The sequence below is a fragment of the Streptococcus sp. 20925_1_44 genome (genome assembly GCF_041432435.1).
GTDB lineage: Bacteria > Bacillota > Bacilli > Lactobacillales > Streptococcaceae > Streptococcus > Streptococcus infantis.
Window position 1 is genome coordinate 1 of record NZ_JAPVZQ010000001.1, and the last position, 23,497, is coordinate 23,497.

A 23,497-nucleotide genomic window follows, 5' to 3' on the forward strand; every position below is an offset into this window, starting at 1 on the left:
GGCTAAGAACGAATGGATTTACGATAAAAATTATAGTTCTTATTACTATCTAACAGCTGAAGGTAGCTATGCACGTAACAAATTGGTGGGTAATTACTATCTAAAATCAAACGGTAAGATGGCTAAGAATGAATGGATTTATCACACAGATTCCCTCTCTTACTATTATCTAACATCCGAAGGTAGTTACGCTCGAAATAAATGGGTAGGAAATTATTATCTTAAATCAGATGGTAGGATGGCGAAAAGTCAGTGGGTAGATGGTGGCCGTTATTATGTTGATCCGAATGGTCTATGGCTACCAAAGTCAACAGATGGTGATCCGTATGCAGCAGCTTTAAATGAAGCAAAAAGTTATAATAGGATACATTTGTCAAAAAAAAGAATTTATAAGACATTAATTCTTTTTGGGTTTAATAGTGATGTTGCACAATACACTATCGATCATTTGTATGCAGATTATAAGGCAAATGCCTTAGCTACAGCAAGGAATAATCGTAAATATAGTAAACTCTCAAAAACGGAAATTTATGAGAGACTAGTCTCCTCATCATATTTTAACGGTGAATTTACAAAAGAAGAAGCCAACTACGCAATTCAACATCTTGATGACTAATTGTTTCAAATATTGAACTGTTTTTAGATGTTTTAATATTGGTTTTAACATGCAAAGCTTTGCACAAATCTAACGATTTTGTTATACTATGTCTGTAAGCATTTCCATTAATAAATATAAAGGAGAAAAAGATGAGTCAAAAGATTATTGGGATTGACCTTGGTGGAACTTCTGTCAAGTTTGCAATTTTAACTCAAGAAGGAGAAATCCAAGAAAAATGGTCTATCAAGACTAACATTTTGGATGAAGGAAGCCATATCGTAGATGATATGATTGAATCTATTCAACATCGTTTTGAATTGCTTGGATTGGCTGCGACGGATTTCCAAGGGATTGGTATGGGTTCACCTGGTGTAGTTGACCGTGAAAATGGAACTGTTATTGGTGCTTACAACCTCAACTGGAAAACTCTTCAACCGATCAAAGAGAAAATGGAAAAAGCCTTGGGTATTCCATTCTTTATCGACAATGACGCTAACGTAGCTGCTCTTGGTGAGCGTTGGATGGGTGCTGGTGAAAACCAACCAGACGTTGTCTTTATGACTCTGGGTACAGGTGTTGGTGGCGGTATCGTGGCAGAAGGCAAATTGCTTCACGGTGTTGCAGGTGCTGCAGGTGAACTTGGACATATCACAGTTGACTTTGACCAACCAATCCCATGTACTTGTGGTAAAAAAGGCTGTCTTGAGACAGTGGCTTCAGCAACAGGGATTGTCAACTTGACTCGCCGTTACGCGGACGAATATGAAGGCGATGCAGCCTTAAAACGCTTGATTGACGACGGTGAAGAAGTAACTGCTAAAACTGTCTTTGACTTGGCAAAAGAAGGGGACGATCTTGCCTTGATCGTTTACCGTAACTTCTCACGTTACTTGGGTATTGCGTGTGCCAACATCGGTTCTATCCTAAATCCATCAACGATCGTTATCGGTGGTGGTGTATCAGCTGCTGGGGAATTCCTTCTTCAAGGCGTGCAAAAAGTTTATGATGAAAATACCTTCCCACAAGTTCGTACAACAACAAAATTAGCTCTTGCAACTCTAGGAAATGACGCTGGAGTGATTGGAGCAGCATCTCTTGTCTTGTAATAAGAAATAAAAAGGAGAAAATCACTATCTTGAAGCGAGTGATTTTCCTCCTTTCTTTTTTTATGCTATACTAGTTAAGAATAAACGTTGAGGAGAGAGTAAATGACAAAAGCAGATAAGATTTTTAAAGAAAATATTGAGCGAATTCTCAATGAAGGAGTCTTTTCAGAACAAGCTCGTCCCAAGTATAAGGATGGAACAGTAGCTAACTCCAAGTACATTACAGGTGCTTTTGCGGAGTATGATTTGTCCAAGGGTGAATTTCCCATCACAACCCTACGTCCAATTGCTATCAAATCAGCTATTAAAGAAGTTCTTTGGATCTACCAAGACCAGACAAATAGCCTAGAAGTTCTCAATGACAAGTACAATGTTCACTACTGGAATGACTGGGAAGTGGAAGATACAGGGACAATCGGTGAGCGTTATGGGGCTGTTGTTAAAAAGCACGAAATCATTAACAAGATTCTCAAACAGTTAGAAACTAATCCTTGGAACCGTCGCAATATCATCTCTCTCTGGGATTACCAAGCTTTTGAGGAAACAGACGGCCTTCTTCCATGTGCCTTCCAGACCATGTTTGATGTCCGTCGTGTAGATGGGGACATCTATCTGGATGCAACCTTGACCCAGCGTTCTAATGATATGCTGGTGGCCCACCATATCAATGCCATGCAGTATGTTGCGCTTCAAATGATGATTGCTAAACACTTTGGTTGGAAAGTTGGAAAATTCTTCTATTTTATCAATAACCTTCACATCTATGATAATCAATTTGAACAAGCTCAGGAATTGCTCCGTCGTGAACCTTCAAATTGCCAACCACGTTTGGTCTTGAATGTACCAGACAAGACTAATTTCTTTGATATTAAAGCAGAGGATTTTGAGCTGGTTGATTATGATCCAGTGAAACCGCAGTTGAAGTTTGACCTAGCTATTTAATACTCTTCGAAAATCTCTTCAAACCACGTCAGCGTCGCCTTACCGTAGATATATGTAACTGACTTCGTCAGTCATATCTACAACCTCAAAGCAGTGCTTTGAGCAACCTGCGGCTAGCTTCCTAGTTTGCTCTTTGATTTTCATTGAGTATAAAAGAATAGAAAAAAAGAAGTTGGAAATTCCAACTTCTTTTTTTATTAATTAGCGTGATACGCGACGGCGAGCTGCTTTTTTACGATTTTCTTCGATGAAAGCTGCTTTTTGTTCTTCTGGTTCAATCACTTTCTTTTTGAATGCGTATACTGCACCTGCAACAGCAGCAACAGTTCCTGCAACACCTGTTACGAGACCTTTAGCAAATCCTTTAGCCATGAGTCTTCCTCCTTTTATTTATAAATCAGACGGAAATAGCTTAAGATATAGCATTTTTCTGCCTGTCTATTTTGTGATATAATAATAGTAACGAAAAAATGGGAATTTTTCAAGGAAAAACGATGAAAAGCAAAATAATTGTGATTGTTGGTCCAACTGCAGTTGGAAAGACAGCCCTAGCCATTGAAGTTGCTCAGCGATTCAATGGTGAAGTAGTCAGTGGGGATAGCCAACAAGTATACAGAGGACTGGATATTGGAACAGCCAAGGCAAGTCCGGAGGAGCAGGCAACTGTCCCTCATCATTTAATTGATGTGAGAGATGTAACCGAGTCTTACTCGGCTTTTGATTTTGTTTCAGAAGCAAAGGCAGCCATCGAGGATATTCAAAATCGCGGTAAACTTGCTATTATCGCTGGTGGGACAGGACTTTATATTCAGAGTCTACTAGAGGGATATCATCTAGGTGGAGAGACACCACACGAGGATATTTTAGCCTACCGAGCTAGTTTAGAACCTGTTTCGGATGAGGAGTTATTTCATCTGGTAGAGAAAGCAGGTCTTGAAATTCCACAAATTAATCGTCGTCGTGCTATGCGTGCCTTGGAGATTGCTCATTTTGGTCAAGATTTGGAAAATCAAGAAAGTTTATATGATCCGCTGATTATTTGCTTGGATGATGAGCGTAGTCAGCTTTATGAGCGTATCAATCACAGAGTGGACCTGATGTTTGAAGCTGGACTTCTAGACGAAGCCAAGTGGTTGTTTGACCATTATCCAGATGTGCAGGCTGCTAAAGGAATTGGTTACAAGGAACTCTTCCCCTATTTTCGTGGAGAGCAGAGATTGGAGGAGGCTAGCGATAGTCTCAAGCAAGCGACTCGCCGATTTGCCAAGCGCCAGTTGACCTGGTTCCGTAACCGCATGCAGGTGACTTTTTATCAGATAGGAGAATCGGGTGTTAAAGAGCGTATTTTAAGCCAGATTGAGGAGTTTTTAAATGATTGAAACGGAGAAAAAAGAGGAACGAGTCCTGCTCATTGGTGTTGAGCTCCAGGGCATGGATAATTTTGACCTCTCCATGGAAGAGTTGGCTAGTCTAGCTAAGACAGCTGGAGCAGTTGTGGTAGATAGCTACAGACAAAAACGAGAAAAATACGACTCTAAGACCTTTGTCGGTTCTGGTAAGTTGGAAGAAATTGCTCAAATGGTGGACGCAGAAGAAATCACGACTGTCATCGTCAATAACCGTCTGACACCTCGACAAAATGTCAATTTAGAGGAAGTCTTAGGTGTCAAGGTCATTGACCGTATGCAGTTGATTTTAGATATCTTTGCCATGCGAGCTCGAAGCCATGAAGGTAAGCTACAAGTTCATCTTGCACAACTCAAGTATCTCTTGCCTCGTTTGGTTGGTCAGGGGATTATGCTCAGCCGTCAGGCAGGGGGAATTGGTTCCCGTGGTCCAGGTGAAAGTCAGCTGGAGCTGAACCGTCGTAGTGTTCGCAACCAGATTACAGATATCGAACGTCAACTCAAGGTGGTTGAGAAAAACCGAGCGACAGTTCGAGAAAAACGTTTGGAGTCAAGTACCTTTAAGATTGGTTTGATTGGTTACACCAATGCTGGAAAATCAACCATCATGAACACCTTGACCAGTAAGACCCAGTATGAAGCAGACGAGCTCTTTGCGACTTTAGATGCGACGACTAAGAGTATCCATCTGGGAGGCAATCTCCAAGTAACTTTGACAGATACCGTTGGCTTTATCCAAGATTTGCCGACAGAGTTGGTGTCCAGTTTCAAGTCAACCTTAGAAGAAAGCAAGCATGTGGACCTTCTGGTTCATGTTATCGATGCCAGCAATCCTTACCACGAAGAGCATGAAAAAACAGTTCTTTCCATCATGAAAGACTTGGACATGGAGGATATTCCTCGCCTGACCCTGTATAATAAAGCGGATTTGGTGGAGGATTTTACGCCGACCCAAACGCCTTATGCCCTTATTTCTGCCAAGTCTGAGGATAGTCGTGAGAATTTTCAGGCACTATTTTTAGAGAAAATCAAGGATATTTTTGAATCTTTTACCTTGCGCGTGCCTTTTTCAAAATCCTACAAGATTCATGATTTAGAAAGTGTTGCGATTTTGGAAGAACGTGATTATCAGGAGGACGGCGAAGTGATTACAGGCTACATTTCTGAAAAAAACAAATGGAGGTTAGAGGAATTTTATGACTGATATCAAAACTTTGGCTCTAAAATATGGGGGCTATACAAGTCTAGACAAGGTCTATCTAGATCAGCTTCTAGCTGGAAAGACAGAGCAGGAGCAGTTGGCACTGATCACACCTCCGCCGAGTGTAGTTAACGCCTACTTTGCTGAACTCTACCAGAAAAAGAGTCCTGAGGCTGCGACGGATTATTTTGCAGAACTCAGTCAAGAATTGAATCTTTACAATGTTGAACCAAGTTTCACCTTAGAAAGTAAGCCTTTTATTCGGCTTAATCTGTCTGGCAAATCCTTTGGTTTTTGTTATGAGAGTGAGGGTCTGGGTAGAATTTTCTCTGAAAATAAAGAGGTTATTTCAGAAGACTTGCTCTTTGAGATTGCGCAAATTTTCCCCCATCAACTAGTCTTTGAGGAGTCTGGCAAGATCTACATGAAGGCTGTCGGGGACGAGGAAGTTGTTAGCGTGGAAAATCTTACAGCTTTGACTGATTTGGAAAGTTTGGCTGATGGTCGCAAACGTCTAAAAGGCTACAGCCAAGAGGATTTATTGCAAGAAGCTGTTGCTTTTTCTGGCAAGCGCTATTTCCAATCGGAAAACCGCACTGCCATGTTATATATTGATTAATTAGAAAGTATCGAATGGATATTCAATTTTTAGGAACGGGGGCTGGCCAGCCCTCTAAAGCCCGCAACGTTTCAAGTCTCGCCCTGAAACTCTTGGACGAGATTAACGAAGTCTGGCTCTTTGACTGTGGAGAAGGTACGCAAAATCGCATTCTGGAAACCACGATTCGACCACGCAAGGTCAGCAAAATCTTTATTACACACTTGCATGGAGATCATATCTTTGGTTTGCCAGGATTCCTTTCTAGTCGTGCCTTTCAAGCCAATGAAGAACAGACAGATTTGGAAATCTATGGTCCCCAAGGCATCAAATCTTTTGTCTTGACCAGTCTACGAGTGTCAGGTTCACGCTTGCCCTATAAGATTCATTTCCATGAGTTCAACCAAGATTCTCTAGGGAAAATTCTTGAAACCGATAAATTTACAGTTTATGCGGAAGAGTTGGATCACACTATTTTCTGTGTGGGCTACCGTGTCATTCAAAAGGACCTAGAAGGCACTCTGGATGCTGAAAAATTAAAGGCTGCCGGCGTACCATTTGGACCACTCTTTGGAAAAATCAAAAACGGTCAGGATGTCATCCTAGAAGACGGCACCGAGATTAAGGCAGCAGACTATATCTCAGCGCCACGTCCAGGTAAGATTATCACTATCTTGGGTGATACTCGAAAAACTAATGCCAGTGTGCGTCTGGCTGTCAATGCAGATGTCCTTGTCCATGAGTCTACTTATGGCAAGGGAGACGAGAAGATTGCTCGTAATCACGGTCACTCCACCAATATGCAGGCTGCTCAGGTAGCGGCAGAAGCGGGAGCCAAACGACTCTTGCTCAACCATATCAGTGCCCGTTTTCTTTCAAAAGATATCAGCCAGCTTAAGAAAGATGCTGCAACGATTTTTGAAAATGTCCATGTGGTTAAAGACTTGGAAGAAGTGGAAATCTAGAATCTCGAGAAAGGAAAAGTATGTCTACTATTCTCATTACGGGTGCTAGCGGGGGTCTAGCCCAAGAAATGGTCAAACTCTTGCCTCAAGACCAACTCATTTTGCTAGGTAGAAATAAGGAAAAATTAGCTCAACTATACGGAAATTATCCTCAGGAAGAATTGATTGAAATTGATATTACCGACGCTCAAGCCTTAGAAGAACTAGTTGCTGAACTCTATCAGCGTTATGGTAAGATTGATGTCTTGATTAACAACGCTGGATATGGGATTTTTGAAGATTTTGACAAGATTTCTAATCAAGATATTCATCAAATGTTTGAAGTCAATACTTTTGCTTTGATGAATCTGTCTCGTTTGGTTGCTTCTCGTATGAAGGAGATGCGAAAAGGTCATATCATCAATATCGTCAGCATGGCAGGATTGATTGCGACTGCTAAGTCTAGTCTATATTCTGCGACCAAGTTTGCGGCCATAGGTTTTTCAAATGCTCTTCGCCTTGAGCTCATGCCCTATGGTATCTATGTGACAACTGTTAATCCAGGACCTATCCGTACAGGATTTTTCGACCAGGCAGACCCAGATGGGACCTACCTCAAATCGGTCGACCGTTTTCTATTGGAACCAGATGATGTAGCGAAAAAGATTATCAAGACCATAGGAAAAAACAAACGCGAGCTCAATCTCCCAGCCTTGCTCAATCTAGCCCACAAATTTTATACCCTCTTTCCTAAGTTAGCCGATAAGTTGGCTGGGGAGACTTTTAATTATAAGTGAAAAGGCTGTTCCCTTGAGGAATGGCTTTTTATTTTTTTCGGTTGCTAATTTGTAGAAAAATACCACATGATAAACAGGCAGTTTATAACGATTAAGCCCATTTAAGGTATAAATAGAGATAAGAAAGCAGAAAAGAGAGGATAAACTTCGAGTCTAACATAACTGAAAGTATATCTATAGCCGAAGCTTATGAAGTCAAGATAAAATAGGATTAAAAGAACTTGCCCTTTGTCAGATTGATTAGACTGTAAATTGGAGTTAGGAATATTCTTAGAATAGATGAAGAAAATAAAAAAAGTAAAAATGTTAAAATATCTTGACATTTTATCGATTTAGAGTATAATAAGAAATGTAAAGAGCTCTTGACATTATTACAAAAATTTGGAGGAACAAAGCCATGAAAAAGATGGATGAAATGGACAGAGATATTCAGTTGCGTTCTGAGGAGTGGGGCTATAAAAAAGCGCTTTTGGGTTTATGTGCATGGACAGGATTTAATATCTATCAAGCACTTGTTGTTGGTGGCAAACTTGAAATGCTTCCTTGCTTAATTTTGATCTTATCTGTAAGTGTGCAAGGATTTGCTCAAACCGCAATAAAACGCAATATGATTGCTGGTGATGAAGAGTATAAAGAACCAAATAAACTTGTTCAAGGAGTCATTCTAGCAGTTGTCACTGTTATCGTAGTATTGGCTGTTGGCGTTTATTTTTTTCAGAAAGACTAATGCTGTATGAAAAATAACATCAAACAGTTAAGAAAGTCTGAGGGACTACGTCAGGAAGATATGGCAAGAATATTAGGCGTTAGTCGACAAACCATAATTGCTATAGAGAATGACAAGTACAATCCTACACTTGAACTAGCAATGAAAATTGCAAGGTTGCTACGACTACATGTTGAAGAAATTTTCATTTTAGAAGATTAAAGATATCAGATAGCTTTTATTTTAATCATCTGATTCGTAATGATGAGAGAGTTTTTCAGTTCATGGAAACTCTCTTTTTAAAGCTCAAAAAGAGTCTACTCAATTTTACCCTTGTCCATCTTATATATCTATCGTAAAACTGGTATAAAATTTGCAAATAAACAGCTAAAATAGTATACTAGTTCTGTTAATTATGAAAACGTTTGCGTTTTTGTTGATGATAGATTATTTAGGAGACAAATGATGGAATTAACAGCTATTTATCATAGACCAGAATCAGAGTATGCATATCTTTACAAGGAAGATCAGCTACATATCCGAATTAGAACCAAGATAAATGATGTCCAGAAGGTTATCTTACACTATGGAGATCCCTTTATTTTCATTGAGGATAAGTATGAAGCCAAGAAAGAAATGACCAAAGTAACCTCAGATGCCCTATTTGACTATTGGCAGATTACAGTCTCGGTTGATTTTGCACGGATTCAGTATCTCTTTGAGCTCCTCGATGAGGAAGGTCATGGTGTCTACTATGGGGATAAGGGTTGTGTAGAACATACTCAAGAAAACTTGGATGCTGAAGGGAATGGCTTGAAGCTTCCTTATATTCACAAAATTGACGGTTGCCAAGTTCCTAACTGGGTTTCAAATACCGTTTGGTATCAGATTTTCCCAGAACGATTTGCAAATGGAAATCCTAATTTGACCCCAGATAGAGCTCGAGAGTGGGATGCTGAGCTTGCGCCTAACAGGGATGACTTTTTTGGTGGAGACTTGCAAGGAATTATCGACCACCTAGACTATCTAAAAGACTTGGGAATCACTGGACTTTATCTATGTCCGATTTTTGAAGCTACGACCAATCACAAGTATGATACGACAGATTATTTTGAGATTGACCGTCACTTTGGAGACAAGGAAGTCTTCGCTAATCTTGTCGAGGAAGCTCATAAACGGGGCATCAAAATCATGCTTGATGCAGTGTTTAACCATATCGGTTACCAGTCAGCCCAATGGCAGGACGTTCTAAAGAATGGAGAAAATTCCCCTTATAAAGATTGGTTCCATATTCAAGAATTTCCAGTTACAGAGGACAAACTTAAGAACCCAAGAGAACTACCTTACCATACCTTTGCCTTTGCTAGCTATATGCCTAAGTTAAATACAGCTAATCCGGAGGTTAGGGACTATCTTTTAAGTGTTGCGACCTACTGGATTGAAAATTTTGATATCGATGCTTGGCGCTTGGACGTTGCCAATGAAATTGACCATCAGTTCTGGAAAGATTTTAGAAAGGCAGTTCTCGCTAAAAAGCCTGATTTGTATATTTTAGGTGAAATCTGGCATACTTCTCAGCCTTGGCTACAAGGGGACGAGTTCCATGCGGTCATGAATTACCCACTCTCTGAAAGTATCAAGGATTATTTCTTGCGTCAGCGTAAAAAGACAGAGCCGTTTATTTCAGAAATCAATAGCCAGTCGATGTACTACAAGCAACAAATCTCAGAGGTGATGTTTAACCTTTTAGATTCTCATGATACAGAGCGTATCCTTACAACTGCCAAAGGAAATCTCCAGCATGTCAAGGCAGCCCTAACTTTCCTCTATCTTCAAAAAGGGACCCCTTGTATCTATTACGGAACAGAGTTGGCCCTAATTGGTGGACCAGACCCTGACTGCCGTCGTGTCATGCCTTGGAATCGTGTTTCTGAAGACAATGACATGCTGAATTTTATGAAGAAATTAATCAAGGTTCGTAAGGACGTTGCAAGCATTATTCAGCATGGAAATTATCGCTTGGAAGAAGTGGAACCAGATGTCCTATCTTTGAAGTGGAACTACCAAGAAAAAGAAGTTCAGGCCATCTTTAATCAGTCTTCTGAGAATTTTGTTTTAGAAAGAGACTCTGTTGATTTATCTAGTCATTGCCAGTTTGAAGATGGTCAGCAAGTCATCTTGCCAGATGGATTTGTCATTACTGTTTCGAAATAAAGCAATCAACTGCAACAAGTATCTAGTTACAAAAAATGAAGGGATTATGTGATTTTAGATGCATTAAAAAAAAAAGAAGCTGTCCTCTAGTAGGACAGTTTTTTGGTAAATTTCACTAAATGTACATTCAGATTTTTATAGTTTTCTACAAAATATAGAAAAAACAATCAAAAGTATGATTTTTACAGTCATAGTATTGAAGTTTCCTATATTATTTTATAAAATAGAAGTAATAATTACAAAAAAAGTATAGCGCTTTCAACAAAAATGGAAGCGGTTACTTAACAAGGAGAACCCTATGGGAAAAGATTATTGGAATCGCAAAAGTATCTATAGCATCCGTAAATTTACGGTAGGAACATGCTCAGTGCTTATCGGGACTTGCTCTGTTTTATTTGGAGCAAATCTAGCAGGTGTAAATTCTGTATCTGCAGATGAGACACCAGTCGCTGTTGCTACAGAAAAAGTGGAGAAAGAAACTCCTAAAGAGGAAGCTGTAGATTCAAAAGCTTCTGAACAACCTGTAACAACAGAAACTGTTAACAGTGAAGCAGTAGAAACTAATCATGAAGTAGAGAAAAAAGTGGAAGCCCCAACTACTGAGACTACTCCTGAGAAAAAAGAAACCTCTGATGTAGAAAAGCAAGCTCCAGCTGTGACTCAGGATCAATCTGCTCAAACAGAAAAACCAGAGCTCAAACCTGCAACTAATGATGAGGTAAAACAGTTGATTGAGGATAGAAAAGTAGAATTCAACCAAAACTGGCATTTCAAGCTCAACGCCAATGCTAAAGATGCAGTCAAGCCAGATGCCGATGTTTCTAGTTGGAAGAAATTAGACCTCCCTCATGACTGGAGTATCTACAATGACTTTGACCATGACTCACCTGCCCAAAACGAAGGTGGGCAACTCAATGGTGGTGATGCTTGGTATCGTAAGACCTTTAAACTCGATGAAGAAGACCTCAATAAGAATGTTCGTATCACATTTGATGGGGTTTACATGGATTCTCAGGTTTATGTAAATGGACAGCTAGTTGGTCACTATCCAAATGGTTACAACCAATTCTCATATGACATCACTGACTATCTCCATAAAGACGGTCGCGAAAATGTCGTAGCAGTGCATGCCATCAACAAACAACCAAGTAGCCGTTGGTACTCAGGAAGTGGAATTTACCGTGATGTTACCCTTCAAGTCACAGATAAGGTCCATACTGAGAAAAATGGAACAACTATCTTAACACCAGACCTTGAAAAACAACAAAATGGCAAGGTTGATACTCATGTAACAAGTAAGATTGTCAATACTGATGATAAAGATCATGAAATTCTTGCTGAGTATCAAATCATTGAACGTAATGGTCAAGCTGTAACGGATCTAGTTCGTACAGCTAGTCAAGTCTTGAAAGCTCATCAATCAGCCAGCTTGAATGCTATTTTACAAGTTGATAAACCAAAACTTTGGACAGTTAATAGCGACAAGCCTGCCCTTTACGAATTGGTGACACGTGTTTATCGTGATGGTCAATTGGTCGATGCTAAGAAGGACTTGTTTGGTTACCGTTACTACAATTGGACACCAAATGAAGGTTTCTCTTTGAATGGTGAACGCATTAAATTCCATGGAGTTTCTCTTCACCATGACCATGGAGCTCTTGGAGCTGAAGAAAACTATAAGGCAGAATACCGTCGTCTGAAACAAATGAAGGATATGGGTGTGAACTCTATCCGTACAACTCACAACCCAGCTAGTGAGCAAACTTTACAAATCGCTGCTGAGCTTGGTTTGTTGGTCCAAGAAGAAGCTTTCGATACTTGGTATGGTGGTAAGAAACAGTATGACTATGGTCGTTTCTTTGATAAAGATGCTACTCACCCAGAAGCTAAAAAAGGTGAAAAATGGTCTGATTTTGACCTTCGTACCATGGTTGAACGAGGAAAGAACAACCCTGCTATCGTTATGTGGTCTATCGGTAATGAAATCGGTGAAGCAGACGGGAAACCTCGTTCTCTAGCAACAGTTAAACGCTTGGTTCAAGTTATTAAGGCTGTTGATAAGACACGCTATGTCACTATGGGAGCAGATAAGTTCCGTTTTGGTGATGGTAGTGGTGACCATGAAAAGATTGCCAATGAACTTGATGCCGTTGGTTTTAACTACTCAGAAGACAACTACAAGAAACTTCGTGCGAAACATCCAAACTGGTTGATTTACGGTTCTGAAACTTCTTCAGCTACTCGTACACGTGGAAGTTATTTCCGTCCAGAACGTGAATTGGTCCACAGCAATCAGGCTTACCGTAATTACGAGCAATCAGACTACGGTAATGACCGTGTTGGTTGGGGTAAAACAGCAACAGCATCTTGGACTTTTGACCGTGACAATGCAGGTTACGCAGGTCAGTTCATCTGGACAGGTACGGACTATATCGGTGAACCTACTCCATGGCACAATCAAAACCACACACCGGTTAAAAGCTCGTACTTTGGTATCGTAGATACAGCTGGTATTCCAAAGAATGATTACTACTTGTACCAAAGCCAATGGGTTTCTGCTGAGAAGAAACCAATGGTTCACTTGCTTCCTCACTGGAACTGGGAAAATCCTACCCTAAAAGAGAATGTAGCGGATGCAGATGGTAATATTCCAGTCCGTGCCTATTCTAACGCTGCAAGTGTAGAACTATTCTTGAATGGTAATACTCTAGGCAAGAAGACATTTACTAAAAAACAAACAAGCGATGGCCGTACTTACCAAGAGGGTGCTAAACCGAATGAACTTTACCTTGAATGGAAGGTTGCTTTTGAAGCTGGTACTTTAGAAGCAGTAGCTCGTGACGAAGCTGGTAACATCGTTGCTCGTGATAAGATTGTGACCGCTGGAGAACCTGCAGGAGTTCGTTTGGTCAAAGAAGAAAATGCTATCGCAGCTGACGGAAAAGACCTCACTTATATCTATTACGAAATTGTTGACAGTAAAGGTAACGTAGTTCCTACAGCCAATAATCTTGTTCGCTTCCAGTTGCATGGACAAGGTCAGATTGTCGGTGTGGATAACGGGGAACAAGCCAGCCGTGAACGTTACAAAGAACAAGCAGATGGTTCATGGATTCGCAAAGCCTTTAATGGTAAGGGTGTTGTGATTGTCAAATCAACTGAGCAAGCAGGTAAATTCACCTTGACTGCCCACTCTGATTTCTTGAAATCTGGTCAAACAACTATCTTCACAGGTAAGAAAGACCAAGAGGAAAAAACTGTTTTAGGTACAGAGGTTCCTAAAGTTCGTACAGTAATCGGTCAAGCAGCGAAAATGCCTTCAAAAGTAGGATTTATCTACAGTGATGGCAGCCGTGCAAAACTTCCAGTAGAATGGTCCGCAGTTGATGTCAACCAACCTGGTATTTTTACTGTTAAAGGTGTGGCTGACGGAAGAGATGTGGAAGCGCGTGTTGAAGTTTTGGCACTCGAAGCAGAATTACCTGTAGTTAAGAGAATTGCACCAAGTACAGATCTGAGTACGGTTGATCCATCTGTGACCTATGTATTGTCAGATGGTACTCTAGGAAGCTATGACGTTGATAGGTGGGAAGTTGCAGCTGAAGATCAAGCTAAATTAACTATCCCAGGCTCTCGTATCCAAGCTAAAGGAATTTCAGGTGATGATGAAATCGCTGCGACCTTTGTAGTCGCAGAAGGTCAAGCGGCTTCACCAGTAGTACCGACTGTAACTGTTGCAGACCAGCCTGTAGAAGGGCTCTCAACGGACCAACCGGTTCTATATCATAAACTTGCCTATGGAGCTGCTTTGCCTGAAGTCAAAGCTTTAGCTGAAAATGCGCAAGTTACTGTTATTCAAGCTAACGAAGCAAATGGTATGCGTGCTAGTATTTATGTTCAACCAAATGATGGTGGAGCACTTCAGACTTATGCTATCCAATTCTTACAAGAAGCTCCTCAGATTGAACGTTTAAGTCTAGAAGTTGAAAATGCAGACGCACTGAAAGAAGACCAAACAGTTGGTATCAAAGTCTTGGCTCATTATCAAGATGGAACTCAGGCCGTATTAAAAGCTGACAAGGTAACCTTCTCAACATCAGGTGAAGGAGACGTAGCTGTTCGTAAGGGTATGCTTGAATTGCATAAACCTGGTCAAGTAACTTTGAAAGCTCAATTTGAAGGAGCAGAAGGTCAGATTGACTTGAACATTCAGGCAAATACTGAAAATAAAGTTGTCCAGGCCATTCGTCCAGTAAGTATCGTGACAGGTTTGAACCAAGAACCAAGTCTACCTGATACAGTAACGGTAGAGTACGATAAAGGATTTCCAAAAGTTCACAAGGTAACTTGGCAAGCAGTTGCTAAGGAAGACCTTGCTAAATACCACAGCTTTGATGTTCTAGGTAAAGTAGAAGGAATTGAAAACAAAGCTCATGCTAAAGTTTCTGTAGAAGGTATCATTGCAGTCGAAGAAGTGACTACAACAACTCCAGTTTCAGAAGCTCCTCAATTACCAGAAAGTGTTCGTACTTACCACTCAAACGGCCAAGTATCTTCAGCTAAAGTGACTTGGGATGCTATTGACCCAAGCCAATATGCAACTGAAGGTAGCTTTACCGTTACAGGACATGTCGAAGGAACTCAGTTACCAACGAAACTTCATGTGCGCGTTTCTGCTCAGACAGAAACTGGTGCAAACATTTCTGACCAGTGGACAGGTTCAGAGTTGCCACTTGCTTTTGCATCAGACTCAAATCCAAGTGACTCAGTAGCCAATGTCAATGACAAACTTATCTCATTTAATGATCAACCGGCAAACCGCTGGACAAACTGGAAACGTACAAGTGAAGCATCAGTGGGAATCCTCTTTGGTGATTCTGGTATCCTGTCTAAACGTTCGGTTGACAATCTCAATGTTGCCTTCCACGAAGACCACGGTGTTGGTGCACCTAAGTCTTATGTCATCGAATACTATGTAGGAAAAGATGTTCCAACAGTTCCTAAGAACCCAAGCTTTGTAGCTAGTGAAGACCATGTCTTTAACGATGACAATAACTGGAAACAAGTGACAAATCTTAAAGCTCCAGACCAAGTGAGAGCTGGAGAAATGACTCACTTTAGCTTTGATAAAGTCAATACCTATGCGGTTCGTATCCGTATGGTTAGACCAGATGGTAAATGGGGTACTTCCATTACAGAAATTCAAATCTTCTCTAAACAAGTAGCTGCAGCTAAGAAAGCTCAAGCTCAAATCAAAGTAGATGGAAAAGATTTGCCAAACTTTAACCCTGGCTTGACTGACTATTATCTAGAAGCTAAAGAAGACCAAGCACCAACTGTAACAGCAAGTGTATCCGATAATGGTATTGCAACAGTGATTCCAAGCGTTCGTGAAGGGGATCCAGTTCGTGTTGTCGTTAAGGCTGAAAACGGAGATATTCTAGGTGAATACCGTCTCCACTTTACAAATGATAAAGACTTGCTAGCAAGTAAACCTGTTGTTGCTGTGAAATCATCACGCTTGGTTGCTAAGGGTCATACTCTTGAGTTACCTGCGAAAGTCGCTGTTTACTTCACAGGTAAAGATGGCTATGAAGTCAAAGACTTGGCAGTTGAATGGGATGAAGTTCCGGCTGAAAATCTAGCGACTGCAGGTGAATTTACAGTTCGTGGTCGCGTTCTAGGTACTGATTTAACTGCTGAAGTGGCAGTACGTGTGACTGATAAACTCGGTGAAAACCTATCAGATAACCCTGATTTTGATGATGATAGCAACCGTTCATTTGCTTCTGCAACCAATGATATTGATCCAAATTCTCATGACCGTGTGGACTATGTTAACGATGGTTCTGATGATGAAACCCGTCGTTGGACCAACTGGTCTCCAACTCCATCTGATAATCCAGAAGTTTCAGTAGGGGTTATCTTTAGAGAAGCTGGCAAGATTGTTGAACGTACAGTCGCTGAAGGAAGCATTCGATTCTTCTCAGATGGTGGTACAGATGCACCTTCTAAACTAGTCTTAGAGCGCTATGTGGGACCAGAATTTGACTCACCAGAATACTACTCTAACTACCAACCATACGATCCAGAACATCCATTCAACACTCCTTCTAACTGGGAGAAAGTTGAATACCGTGCGGATCAAGAGATTCAAGCAGGTACAGATATCCATGTAACCTTTGCCCCAGTTAAAGCTAAGGCTATGAGATGGCGCATGGATAGAAAAGCTGATACCAAGGGTGTAGCTATTACAGAGATGGCCTTCATTGCTCCAAGTGAAGAACCTAAGGATAGTACAGCTGCAAAACTTCTTGTGGATGGTAAAGAGATTGCTGACTTCTCTGAAGATCGTGTGGATTACCAAGTAACCTACAGTGGAAATCGTCCTCAAGCAACAGTTGAAGCTGGCGAAAATGTAGCAGCAACTATTGTTGATAGTGGTGATGATAAACTTCCAGTCTTGATTCATCTTGTTTCAGAAAGTGGTAAACATATTAAGGAATACCGCATTCAATTGACTAAGGCAGATGCTGAAAGCGCCAAGACAGAACCAGCAGTACACGAAGTTCCAGAGTTCACAGGCGGTGTGAATGGAGAAGAACCAGCAGTTCACGAAATTCCAGAATACACTGGAGGCGTGAATGGAGAAGAACCAGCAGTACATGAAGTTCCAGAGTTCACAGGTGGCGTGAATGGAGTTGAAGCAGCAGTTCACGAAGTACCAGAACATACTTTAGGAGCGAATGTAGTCGAACCAGCAGTTCACGAAGTACCAGAATACACTGGTGGTGTGAATGCAGTCGAGGCAGCGGTACACGAAGTTCCAGAATACAAAGGTGGTGCCAATGCAGTCTTTGCAGCGGTGAACGAAGTTCCAGAATATACTGGTGGAGTAAATGGTGTCGAAGCAGCGGTTAACGATGTGCCAGAGTACAAAGGTGGTGCCAATGCAGTCTTTGCAGCGGTGAACGAAGTACCAGAATATACTGGTGGCGTGAATGCAGCCGAAGCAGCGGTCAATGAAGTACCGGAGTACAAAGATAATCAATCTCTTGTAGCCCTCGCTATGTCACAAGACAAGACTTACCAGGCGCCTGCAAGTCGTCAACATATTCTCCCTGAAACAGGTACTAAGGAAAATGCAACCCTTGCAACAGCAGGTGTTGTGGGAGCGCTTCTTGGACTCTTTGCAATGGGAAAGAAGAAAGACGAAGAATAAAATAATCTGACATTATTTAGATTATAGAGATTGGACAAGAAAACAATCTCAACTATAAAAAGTGGACAAACTAGTTTCAAGAAACAGAACTAGATCTTGTCCGCTTTTTTATGTTTCTTGGTAGAAAAAAATCCTTAACAAAGATGCTAAACTTGATAATTGAGTTTTCAAATAACAAAAAACAAATAAGAAAGCCCTTTGTGGCTTTTTTATTTTCATAAAAATGGTAAAATAGTAAGAGTAGAAATGGAGTTCTAGATATGAAACGAATTGATCAGTTTGAAAATAAGAAAGTATTAGTCCTAGGTTTAGCTAAATCAGGTGAGTCTGCAGCTCGTCTTTTGGACAAGTTGGGAGCCATTGTAACGGTTAATGATGGCAAGCCTTTTGAGGAAAATCCAGCAGCACAAAGTCTTTTGGAAGATGGTATCAAGGTTGTAACTGGGGGGCATCCCTTGGAATTGTTGGATGAAGATTTTGCCCTCATGGTGAAAAACCCTGGTATTCCTTATAGCAATCCTATGATTGAAAAAGCTCTAGAAAAAGGTATTCCAGTCTTGACAGAGGTTGAGTTGGCCTATTTGATTTCTGATGCACCAATCGTCGGTATTACTGGTTCAAATGGTAAGACAACGACCACAACCATGATTGGTGAAGTTCTGACTGCTGCAGGACAAAATGGACTCTTATCAGGTAACATCGGTTATCCTGCTAGTCAGGTTGCTCAAACTGCGACAGATAAGGATACCCTTGTCATGGAACTTTCTTCTTTCCAATTAATGGGAATCCAGGAATTCCATCCTGAAATTGCTGTTATCACCAACCTTATGCCAACACATATTGACTATCACGGTTCTTTTGGAGCCTATGTGGCAGCCAAGTGGAATATCCAAAGCAATATGACAGCGGCTGATTACTTAGTATTGAACTTCAACCAGGAATTAGCTAAAGAACTTGCGACAAAGACAAATGCGACTGTAATACCATTCTCAACACTTGAAAAGGTTGACGGAGCTTATCTTGAAGATGGTCTTCTCTACTTCCGTGGTGAAAAAGTCATGGCAGCTGATGAAATCGGTGTTCCAGGTAGTCACAATGTGGAAAATGCTCTTGCAACCATTGCCGTTGCTAAACTGCGTGGCGTTGATGATGAAACCATCAAGGAAACTTTGTCAGCCTTTGGTGGAGTTAAACACCGTCTCCAGTTTGTAGACCAAATCAATGGCGTTAAATTCTACAACGATAGCAAGTCAACCAATATCTTAGCAACTCAAAAAGCCTTGTCAGGATTTGATAATAGCAAGGTTATCTTGATTGCTGGTGGATTGGACCGTGGTAATGAGTTTGACGAATTGGTTCCAGACATCACTGGTCTTAAGAAAATGGTCATCCTCGGTCAGTCTGCAGAGCGTGTCAAACGTGCAGCGGATAAGGCTGGTGTGGCTTATGTCGACGCGACTGATATTGCAGACGCAACTCGCAAGGCTTCTGAACTTGCGGAAGAAGGAGATGTGGTTCTCCTCAGTCCTGCTAATGCGAGCTGGGATATGTATGCTAACTTTGAAGTACGTGGAGATCTTTTCATCGACACTGTAGCGGAGTTAAAGGGATAATATGAAAAAAATAGTATTTACTGGTGGGGGAACGGTTGGACACGTTACCCTCAACCTTTTGTTAATGCCTAAGTTCATCGAAGATGGCTGGGAAGTCCACTATATTGGTGATAAAAATGGGATTGAGCATCATGAAATTCTCAAGTCAGGTTTAGATGTTACCTTCCATTCGATTGCAACAGGGAAACTACGTCGATATTTCTCATGGCATAATATGGTTGACGTCTTTAAGGTTGCTTTTGGAATTCTTCAATCGCTCTTTATCATGCTTCGAGTTCGTCCACAAGCCCTCTTTTCTAAGGGTGGATTTGTATCTGTTCCGCCTGTTATCGCAGCGCGAGTATGCAGAGTACCAGTCTTCATCCACGAGTCTGATCTCTCTATGGGATTGGCCAATAAAATTGCCTATAAGTTTGCGACTAAGATGTACTCTACTTTCGAGCAAGCGTCTAGTCTCACTAAGGTAGAACATGTAGGAGCTGTGACCAAGGTTTCTGGTCCAGTTATGGAAGAACCTGAAGAAATGGTGGATATCCGAACTTCTTTCAACGACAAGTTACCAACTCTTCTATTTGTTGGAGGTTCTGCTGGGGCGCGTGTCTTTAACCAACTAGTAACAGACCACAAGGAAGAGCTGACTAGTCGCTATAATATCATTAACCTGACAGGTGATGCTAGTTTAAATGAACTAAGTTCAAACCTCTACCGTGTTGACTATGCGACGGAACTCTATCAACCACTCATGAATATGGCTGATGTGGTCATCACTCGTGGTGGTGCCAATACGATTTTTGAACTCCTTGCTATGGCTAAATTGCACGTCATTGTGCCATTGGGGCGTGAAGCCAGTCGTGGAGATCAGATTGAAAATGCAGCCTATTTTGTGAAGAAAGGCTATGCTGAGGAGTTGCAAGAGAGCGATTTGACTTTGTCAACTTTAGAAGAAAAAGTAAATCAACTCTTGACCAACAAAGAGATTTACCAAAACAAGATGAAGAATTCTCAGGAATTAAAATCTGTGGCAGATTTTTATGAGCTACTCAAAAAAGATTTATCATAAGGAAAATTGATGTCAAAGGATAAAAAGAATCAGGACACTCAAGGCAAGGAATTGTCAGAGTGGCAAAAACGAAATCAAGAATATCTTCAAAAAAAAGCTGAAGAAGAGGCGAAACGTGCCGAAGAAGAAGCACGTGAAAAAGAAGAACAAGTATCAGAGTCTTCTGAAAGCGCTCAAGAAGTGTCAGAATGGCAAAAACAACACCAGGAGTATTTGAGTAAAAGAACGGAAGAAAACTCTACGAGTTCTGAAGAAGTGGCCGAAGAATCCGAAAAATCTGAAGAGAAGGATTCGGATACTAGCGATGAGACTTCAAATGAAGAGAAAGATTCGGAGGAAACTCCTCAAGAAGACTCTAAGAGTCAGGATCAAGTAGAGAAAGAAAAAGCTGACGAAAAGGTTAAGAAACAGAAAAAGGTAAAAACCAAGAGTAAACCTCCAAAACCGGCCATTCCTTCTATACATATCTGGCGAGCAGTTACGATCCTCGTCCCTAGTTTTATAATCTTATTCTTGTCTATTTATCTACTAAGTCCTCTAGCTACAATGAAACATATTGAAGTTACAGGGACGGTTCAGACAAGTGCAGACCAAGTCAAAGAAGCTTCTGGCATTCGTGACAGTGACTATACAATCAGCTTGCTCTTAAATAAAGATAAGCATGCGGAAATGGTCAAATCAAATCACTGGATTGAATCGGCTAAGATAACTTATCAATTTCCAGTTCACTTCACCATTGAAGTGAAGGAATTTGAGATTGCGGCCTACTCTGTTTCTGGAGATAGCTATTATCCAATCTTATCTAGTGGAAGCATTGAATCAACTGCCGTTAGTTCTGACAACTTACCTGAGAAATACATATCTGTTTTATTTAACGATGAGGAACAGATTAAAACCCTAATTTCTCAGCTAAATGAAGTTAGTCCAGAAATTAAGCAAGAGATTGAGAAGATTGAACTTGCACCAAGTAAGGTAACAAGTGACCTTCTAAAGATTACCATGTATGATACAGACGAGATTTTGGTGCCATTATCAGAACTAGGGAAGAAGTTACCTTACTATAGTAAGATAAAACCACAGTTAACAGTTCCTAGCGGTATTGACATGGAGGTCGGTATCTATAGCTATAGTCTAGTGGATAAGGCTCTGGATGACGAAAGAGTCAAAGCCAAAGAAGAGGAAAAGAAGAAGCAGGAAGAAGAGAAGAAAAAACAAGCTGAGCAAGGAAATCAAGATCAAACAACACAGACGACTCAAACAACACAGAGTCGCTAACTTTCAGATGATTCGTTCAGTTACTTGTTTTTACTTGACAAGTACCGCTTTAAATAATAGAATAGTAAAAAACCTTTAAAGCAGTCCAGAGAGGCAGCTAAGGTTAGACGGTGAAAGGGTGGAGACTACCCATTTTTCGTGGAACCTTGCTGTAGGCAGGTTCCTTTTTTCATACTCTCTAGCTAACAAAGGTAAAAGGAGAAAAGTATGCGCGAAGCTCGTCCAGTTATTGCTCTTGATTTTCCAAGTTTTGAGGCAGTCAAGCAATTTTTAGCTCTTTTTCCAGCAGGGGAGAGCCTCTATCTAAAGGTAGGTATGGAACTCTATTATGCTACAGGACCTGAGATTGTTTCTTATCTGAAAGGTTTGGGACATAGTGTCTTTCTGGATCTTAAACTCCATGATATTCCAAATACGGTCAAATCAGCCATGAAGGTCTTGTCTCATCTGGGCGTTGATATGACCAATGTTCATGCAGCAGGTGGCGTTGAGATGATGAAGGCTGCGCGTGAAGGCCTTGGGAAAGAAGCCAAATTGATTGCTGTCACTCAGTTAACTTCAACCTCTGAGGAGCAAATGAGAGACTTTCAAAATATTCAAACCAGTCTTCAAGAATCGGTTATTCACTATGCCAAGAAAACTGCTGAAGCAGATTTAGATGGAGTGGTTTGTTCAGCTCAAGAAGTAAAACTCATCAAAGAAGCTACTAGCCAAGACTTTATCTGTCTGACACCAGGTATTCGGCCTGCTGGAGCCGCTGTTGGAGACCAAAAACGAGTCATGACACCAGCAGATGCCTATCAAATTGGTAGCGACTATATCGTTGTCGGACGCCCAATCACTCAAGCCACTGATCCAGTAGTAGCTTATCATGCTATCAAGGATGAATGGACACAAGACTGGAAATAAGAATAAAGTAAAAAATACAAAGGAGAATCCCATGACACTTGCTAAAGACATTGCTAGCCATCTATTGAAAATTCAAGCTGTTTACCTTAAACCAGAAGAGCCCTTCACTTGGGCATCAGGTATCAAGTCACCGATTTATACGGACAACCGTGTGACGCTTGCCTACCCAGAGACACGTACCTTGATTGAGAATGGTTTTGTGGAAGCCATCAAGGCAGAATTCCCAGAGGTAGAAGTGATTGCAGGAACAGCGACTGCGGGTATCCCACACGGTGCCATCATCGCTGACAAGATGAATCTGCCATTTGCTTATATCCGTAGCAAACCAAAAGACCACGGAGCAGGAAACCAAATCGAAGGCCGTGTAGCTCAAGGACAAAAGATGGTCGTTGTAGAAGATTTGATTTCAACTGGTGGTTCGGTTCTCGAAGCCGTAGCAGCAGCCAAACGTGAAGGAGCAGATGTGCTTGGTGTCGTGGCAATTTTCAGCTATCAATTACCAAAAGCAGATAAAAACTTTGCGGATGCTGGTGTCAAACTGGTGACACTTTCAAACTACAGTGAGCTTATCCACCTAGCCCAAGAAGAAGGTTACATTACACCAGAAGGACTTGCTCTCCTTAAACGCTTTAAAGAAGACCAAGAAAATTGGCAAAATGTATAAATAGATAGACACTCAGGTATTCTAAGAACTACCTGAGTTTTTTATTTAATGGAAGGTTTATAACCATAGTCTCTGTTTAGAGTAGGATAGGCGGAGTGAATCTGTATCATCTTTAACTTCTAGTTCTTAATCTGTTTACCATTATGATAAAAAGTATAGACAAATTTTTTGAAAACATTATGAAAAAGTTTTAAACTATTCTAGTAAACAAAAGTAAACGCTTACTCGACAAGGAGGATATT

The 23,497-nt window shown here is 40.9% G+C and carries 17 protein-coding genes and 2 pseudogenes; 18 read left to right on the forward strand and 1 reads right to left on the reverse strand.

The annotated features are described in order from the left end of the window. The 3 genes from O3643_RS00005 to O3643_RS00015 all read left to right on the forward strand — a co-directional run. Nucleotides 1-616 (forward strand): Ltp family lipoprotein (locus O3643_RS00005; protein WP_371498958.1); only part of this gene is annotated, 616 nt, incomplete at its 5' end. Nucleotides 617-747: 131 nt separating this feature from the next. Then, entirely contained in the window at nucleotides 748-1,704 is a 957-nt protein-coding gene (locus tag O3643_RS00010; RefSeq protein WP_371498960.1) for an ROK family glucokinase, read from the forward strand. A 102-nt stretch (nucleotides 1,705-1,806) separates the two neighbouring features. Further along, nucleotides 1,807-2,646, forward strand: coding sequence for a thymidylate synthase (locus O3643_RS00015; protein ID WP_371498962.1), 840 nt, complete (start codon nucleotides 1,807-1,809; stop codon nucleotides 2,644-2,646). Nucleotides 2,647-2,847: 201 nt separating this feature from the next. Here the strand turns inward: O3643_RS00015 and O3643_RS00020 are convergent, their stop codons facing one another. Continuing rightward, nucleotides 2,848-3,018, reverse strand: a complete 171-nt coding sequence (locus tag O3643_RS00020; protein WP_001051780.1) for a DUF3042 family protein — start codon at nucleotides 3,016-3,018, stop codon at nucleotides 2,848-2,850. Between the two features lie 122 nt (nucleotides 3,019-3,140). Here O3643_RS00020 and miaA point away from each other — a divergent pair, with 122 nt between their 5' ends. From miaA to pyrE, 15 genes and pseudogenes are all read left to right on the forward strand, one after another. Then, nucleotides 3,141-4,025 (forward strand): tRNA (adenosine(37)-N6)-dimethylallyltransferase MiaA, encoded by an 885-nt coding sequence (gene miaA / locus O3643_RS00025; RefSeq protein WP_371498964.1) that lies wholly within the window; start codon nucleotides 3,141-3,143, stop codon nucleotides 4,023-4,025. After that, nucleotides 4,018-5,256 (forward strand): GTPase HflX, encoded by a 1,239-nt coding sequence (gene hflX, locus O3643_RS00030; protein WP_178895282.1) that lies wholly within the window; start codon nucleotides 4,018-4,020, stop codon nucleotides 5,254-5,256. Before miaA ends, hflX begins: the two co-directional genes overlap by 8 nt. Further along, the gene (locus tag O3643_RS00035; RefSeq protein WP_178895281.1) at nucleotides 5,249-5,872 is read left to right on the forward strand and encodes a cystathionine beta-lyase; all 624 of its coding nucleotides are present in this window, start codon (nucleotides 5,249-5,251) and stop codon (nucleotides 5,870-5,872) included. Before hflX ends, O3643_RS00035 begins: the two co-directional genes overlap by 8 nt. Before the next feature lie 14 nt (nucleotides 5,873-5,886). Further along, nucleotides 5,887-6,816, forward strand: a complete 930-nt coding sequence (gene rnz, locus O3643_RS00040) for a ribonuclease Z (protein WP_036755430.1) — start codon at nucleotides 5,887-5,889, stop codon at nucleotides 6,814-6,816. Between the two features lie 20 nt (nucleotides 6,817-6,836). Continuing rightward, complete coding sequence (locus O3643_RS00045; RefSeq protein ID WP_371498967.1) at nucleotides 6,837-7,592, forward strand: SDR family NAD(P)-dependent oxidoreductase; 756 nt, start codon at nucleotides 6,837-6,839, stop codon at nucleotides 7,590-7,592. Nucleotides 7,593-7,989: 397 nt separating this feature from the next. After that, nucleotides 7,990-8,319 carry a hypothetical protein gene (locus O3643_RS00050; protein WP_371498969.1) on the forward strand — a complete coding sequence of 110 codons (330 nt, stop codon included), beginning with the start codon at nucleotides 7,990-7,992 and terminating at the stop codon, nucleotides 8,317-8,319. 6 nt (nucleotides 8,320-8,325) lie between these two features. Next, on the forward strand, nucleotides 8,326-8,520 hold the full coding sequence (locus O3643_RS00055) for a helix-turn-helix transcriptional regulator (RefSeq protein WP_006150191.1): 195 nt from the start codon (nucleotides 8,326-8,328) through the stop codon (nucleotides 8,518-8,520). A 243-nt stretch (nucleotides 8,521-8,763) separates the two neighbouring features. Beyond that, nucleotides 8,764-10,512, forward strand: coding sequence for a glycoside hydrolase family 13 protein (locus tag O3643_RS00060; protein WP_371499690.1), 1,749 nt, complete (start codon nucleotides 8,764-8,766; stop codon nucleotides 10,510-10,512). A gap of 298 nt (nucleotides 10,513-10,810) precedes the next feature. Beyond that, nucleotides 10,811-10,958: pseudogene (locus O3643_RS00065) on the forward strand (YSIRK-type signal peptide-containing protein); the annotation flags it as partial. A gap of 251 nt (nucleotides 10,959-11,209) precedes the next feature. Beyond that, a pseudogene (locus tag O3643_RS00070) lies at nucleotides 11,210-17,734 on the forward strand (SIALI-17 repeat-containing surface protein); the annotation flags it as partial. 260 nt (nucleotides 17,735-17,994) lie between these two features. Then, nucleotides 17,995-19,347 carry a UDP-N-acetylmuramoyl-L-alanine--D-glutamate ligase gene (gene murD / locus O3643_RS00075; RefSeq protein WP_371498972.1) on the forward strand — a complete coding sequence of 451 codons (1,353 nt, stop codon included), beginning with the start codon at nucleotides 17,995-17,997 and terminating at the stop codon, nucleotides 19,345-19,347. Between the two features lies 1 nt (nucleotide 19,348). Continuing rightward, nucleotides 19,349-20,407 carry a UDP-N-acetylglucosamine--N-acetylmuramyl-(pentapeptide) pyrophosphoryl-undecaprenol N-acetylglucosamine transferase gene (locus O3643_RS00080; protein WP_371498974.1) on the forward strand — a complete coding sequence of 353 codons (1,059 nt, stop codon included), beginning with the start codon at nucleotides 19,349-19,351 and terminating at the stop codon, nucleotides 20,405-20,407. 9 nt (nucleotides 20,408-20,416) lie between these two features. Continuing rightward, nucleotides 20,417-21,682, forward strand: a complete 1,266-nt coding sequence (locus tag O3643_RS00085; protein WP_371498976.1) for a cell division protein FtsQ/DivIB — start codon at nucleotides 20,417-20,419, stop codon at nucleotides 21,680-21,682. A gap of 207 nt (nucleotides 21,683-21,889) precedes the next feature. Next, nucleotides 21,890-22,591 (forward strand): orotidine-5'-phosphate decarboxylase, encoded by a 702-nt coding sequence (gene pyrF / locus O3643_RS00090; protein WP_371498978.1) that lies wholly within the window; start codon nucleotides 21,890-21,892, stop codon nucleotides 22,589-22,591. 31 nt (nucleotides 22,592-22,622) lie between these two features. Beyond that, the gene (gene pyrE, locus O3643_RS00095) at nucleotides 22,623-23,255 is read left to right on the forward strand and encodes an orotate phosphoribosyltransferase (protein WP_371498980.1); all 633 of its coding nucleotides are present in this window, start codon (nucleotides 22,623-22,625) and stop codon (nucleotides 23,253-23,255) included. Nucleotides 23,256-23,497 lie beyond the last annotated feature (242 nt).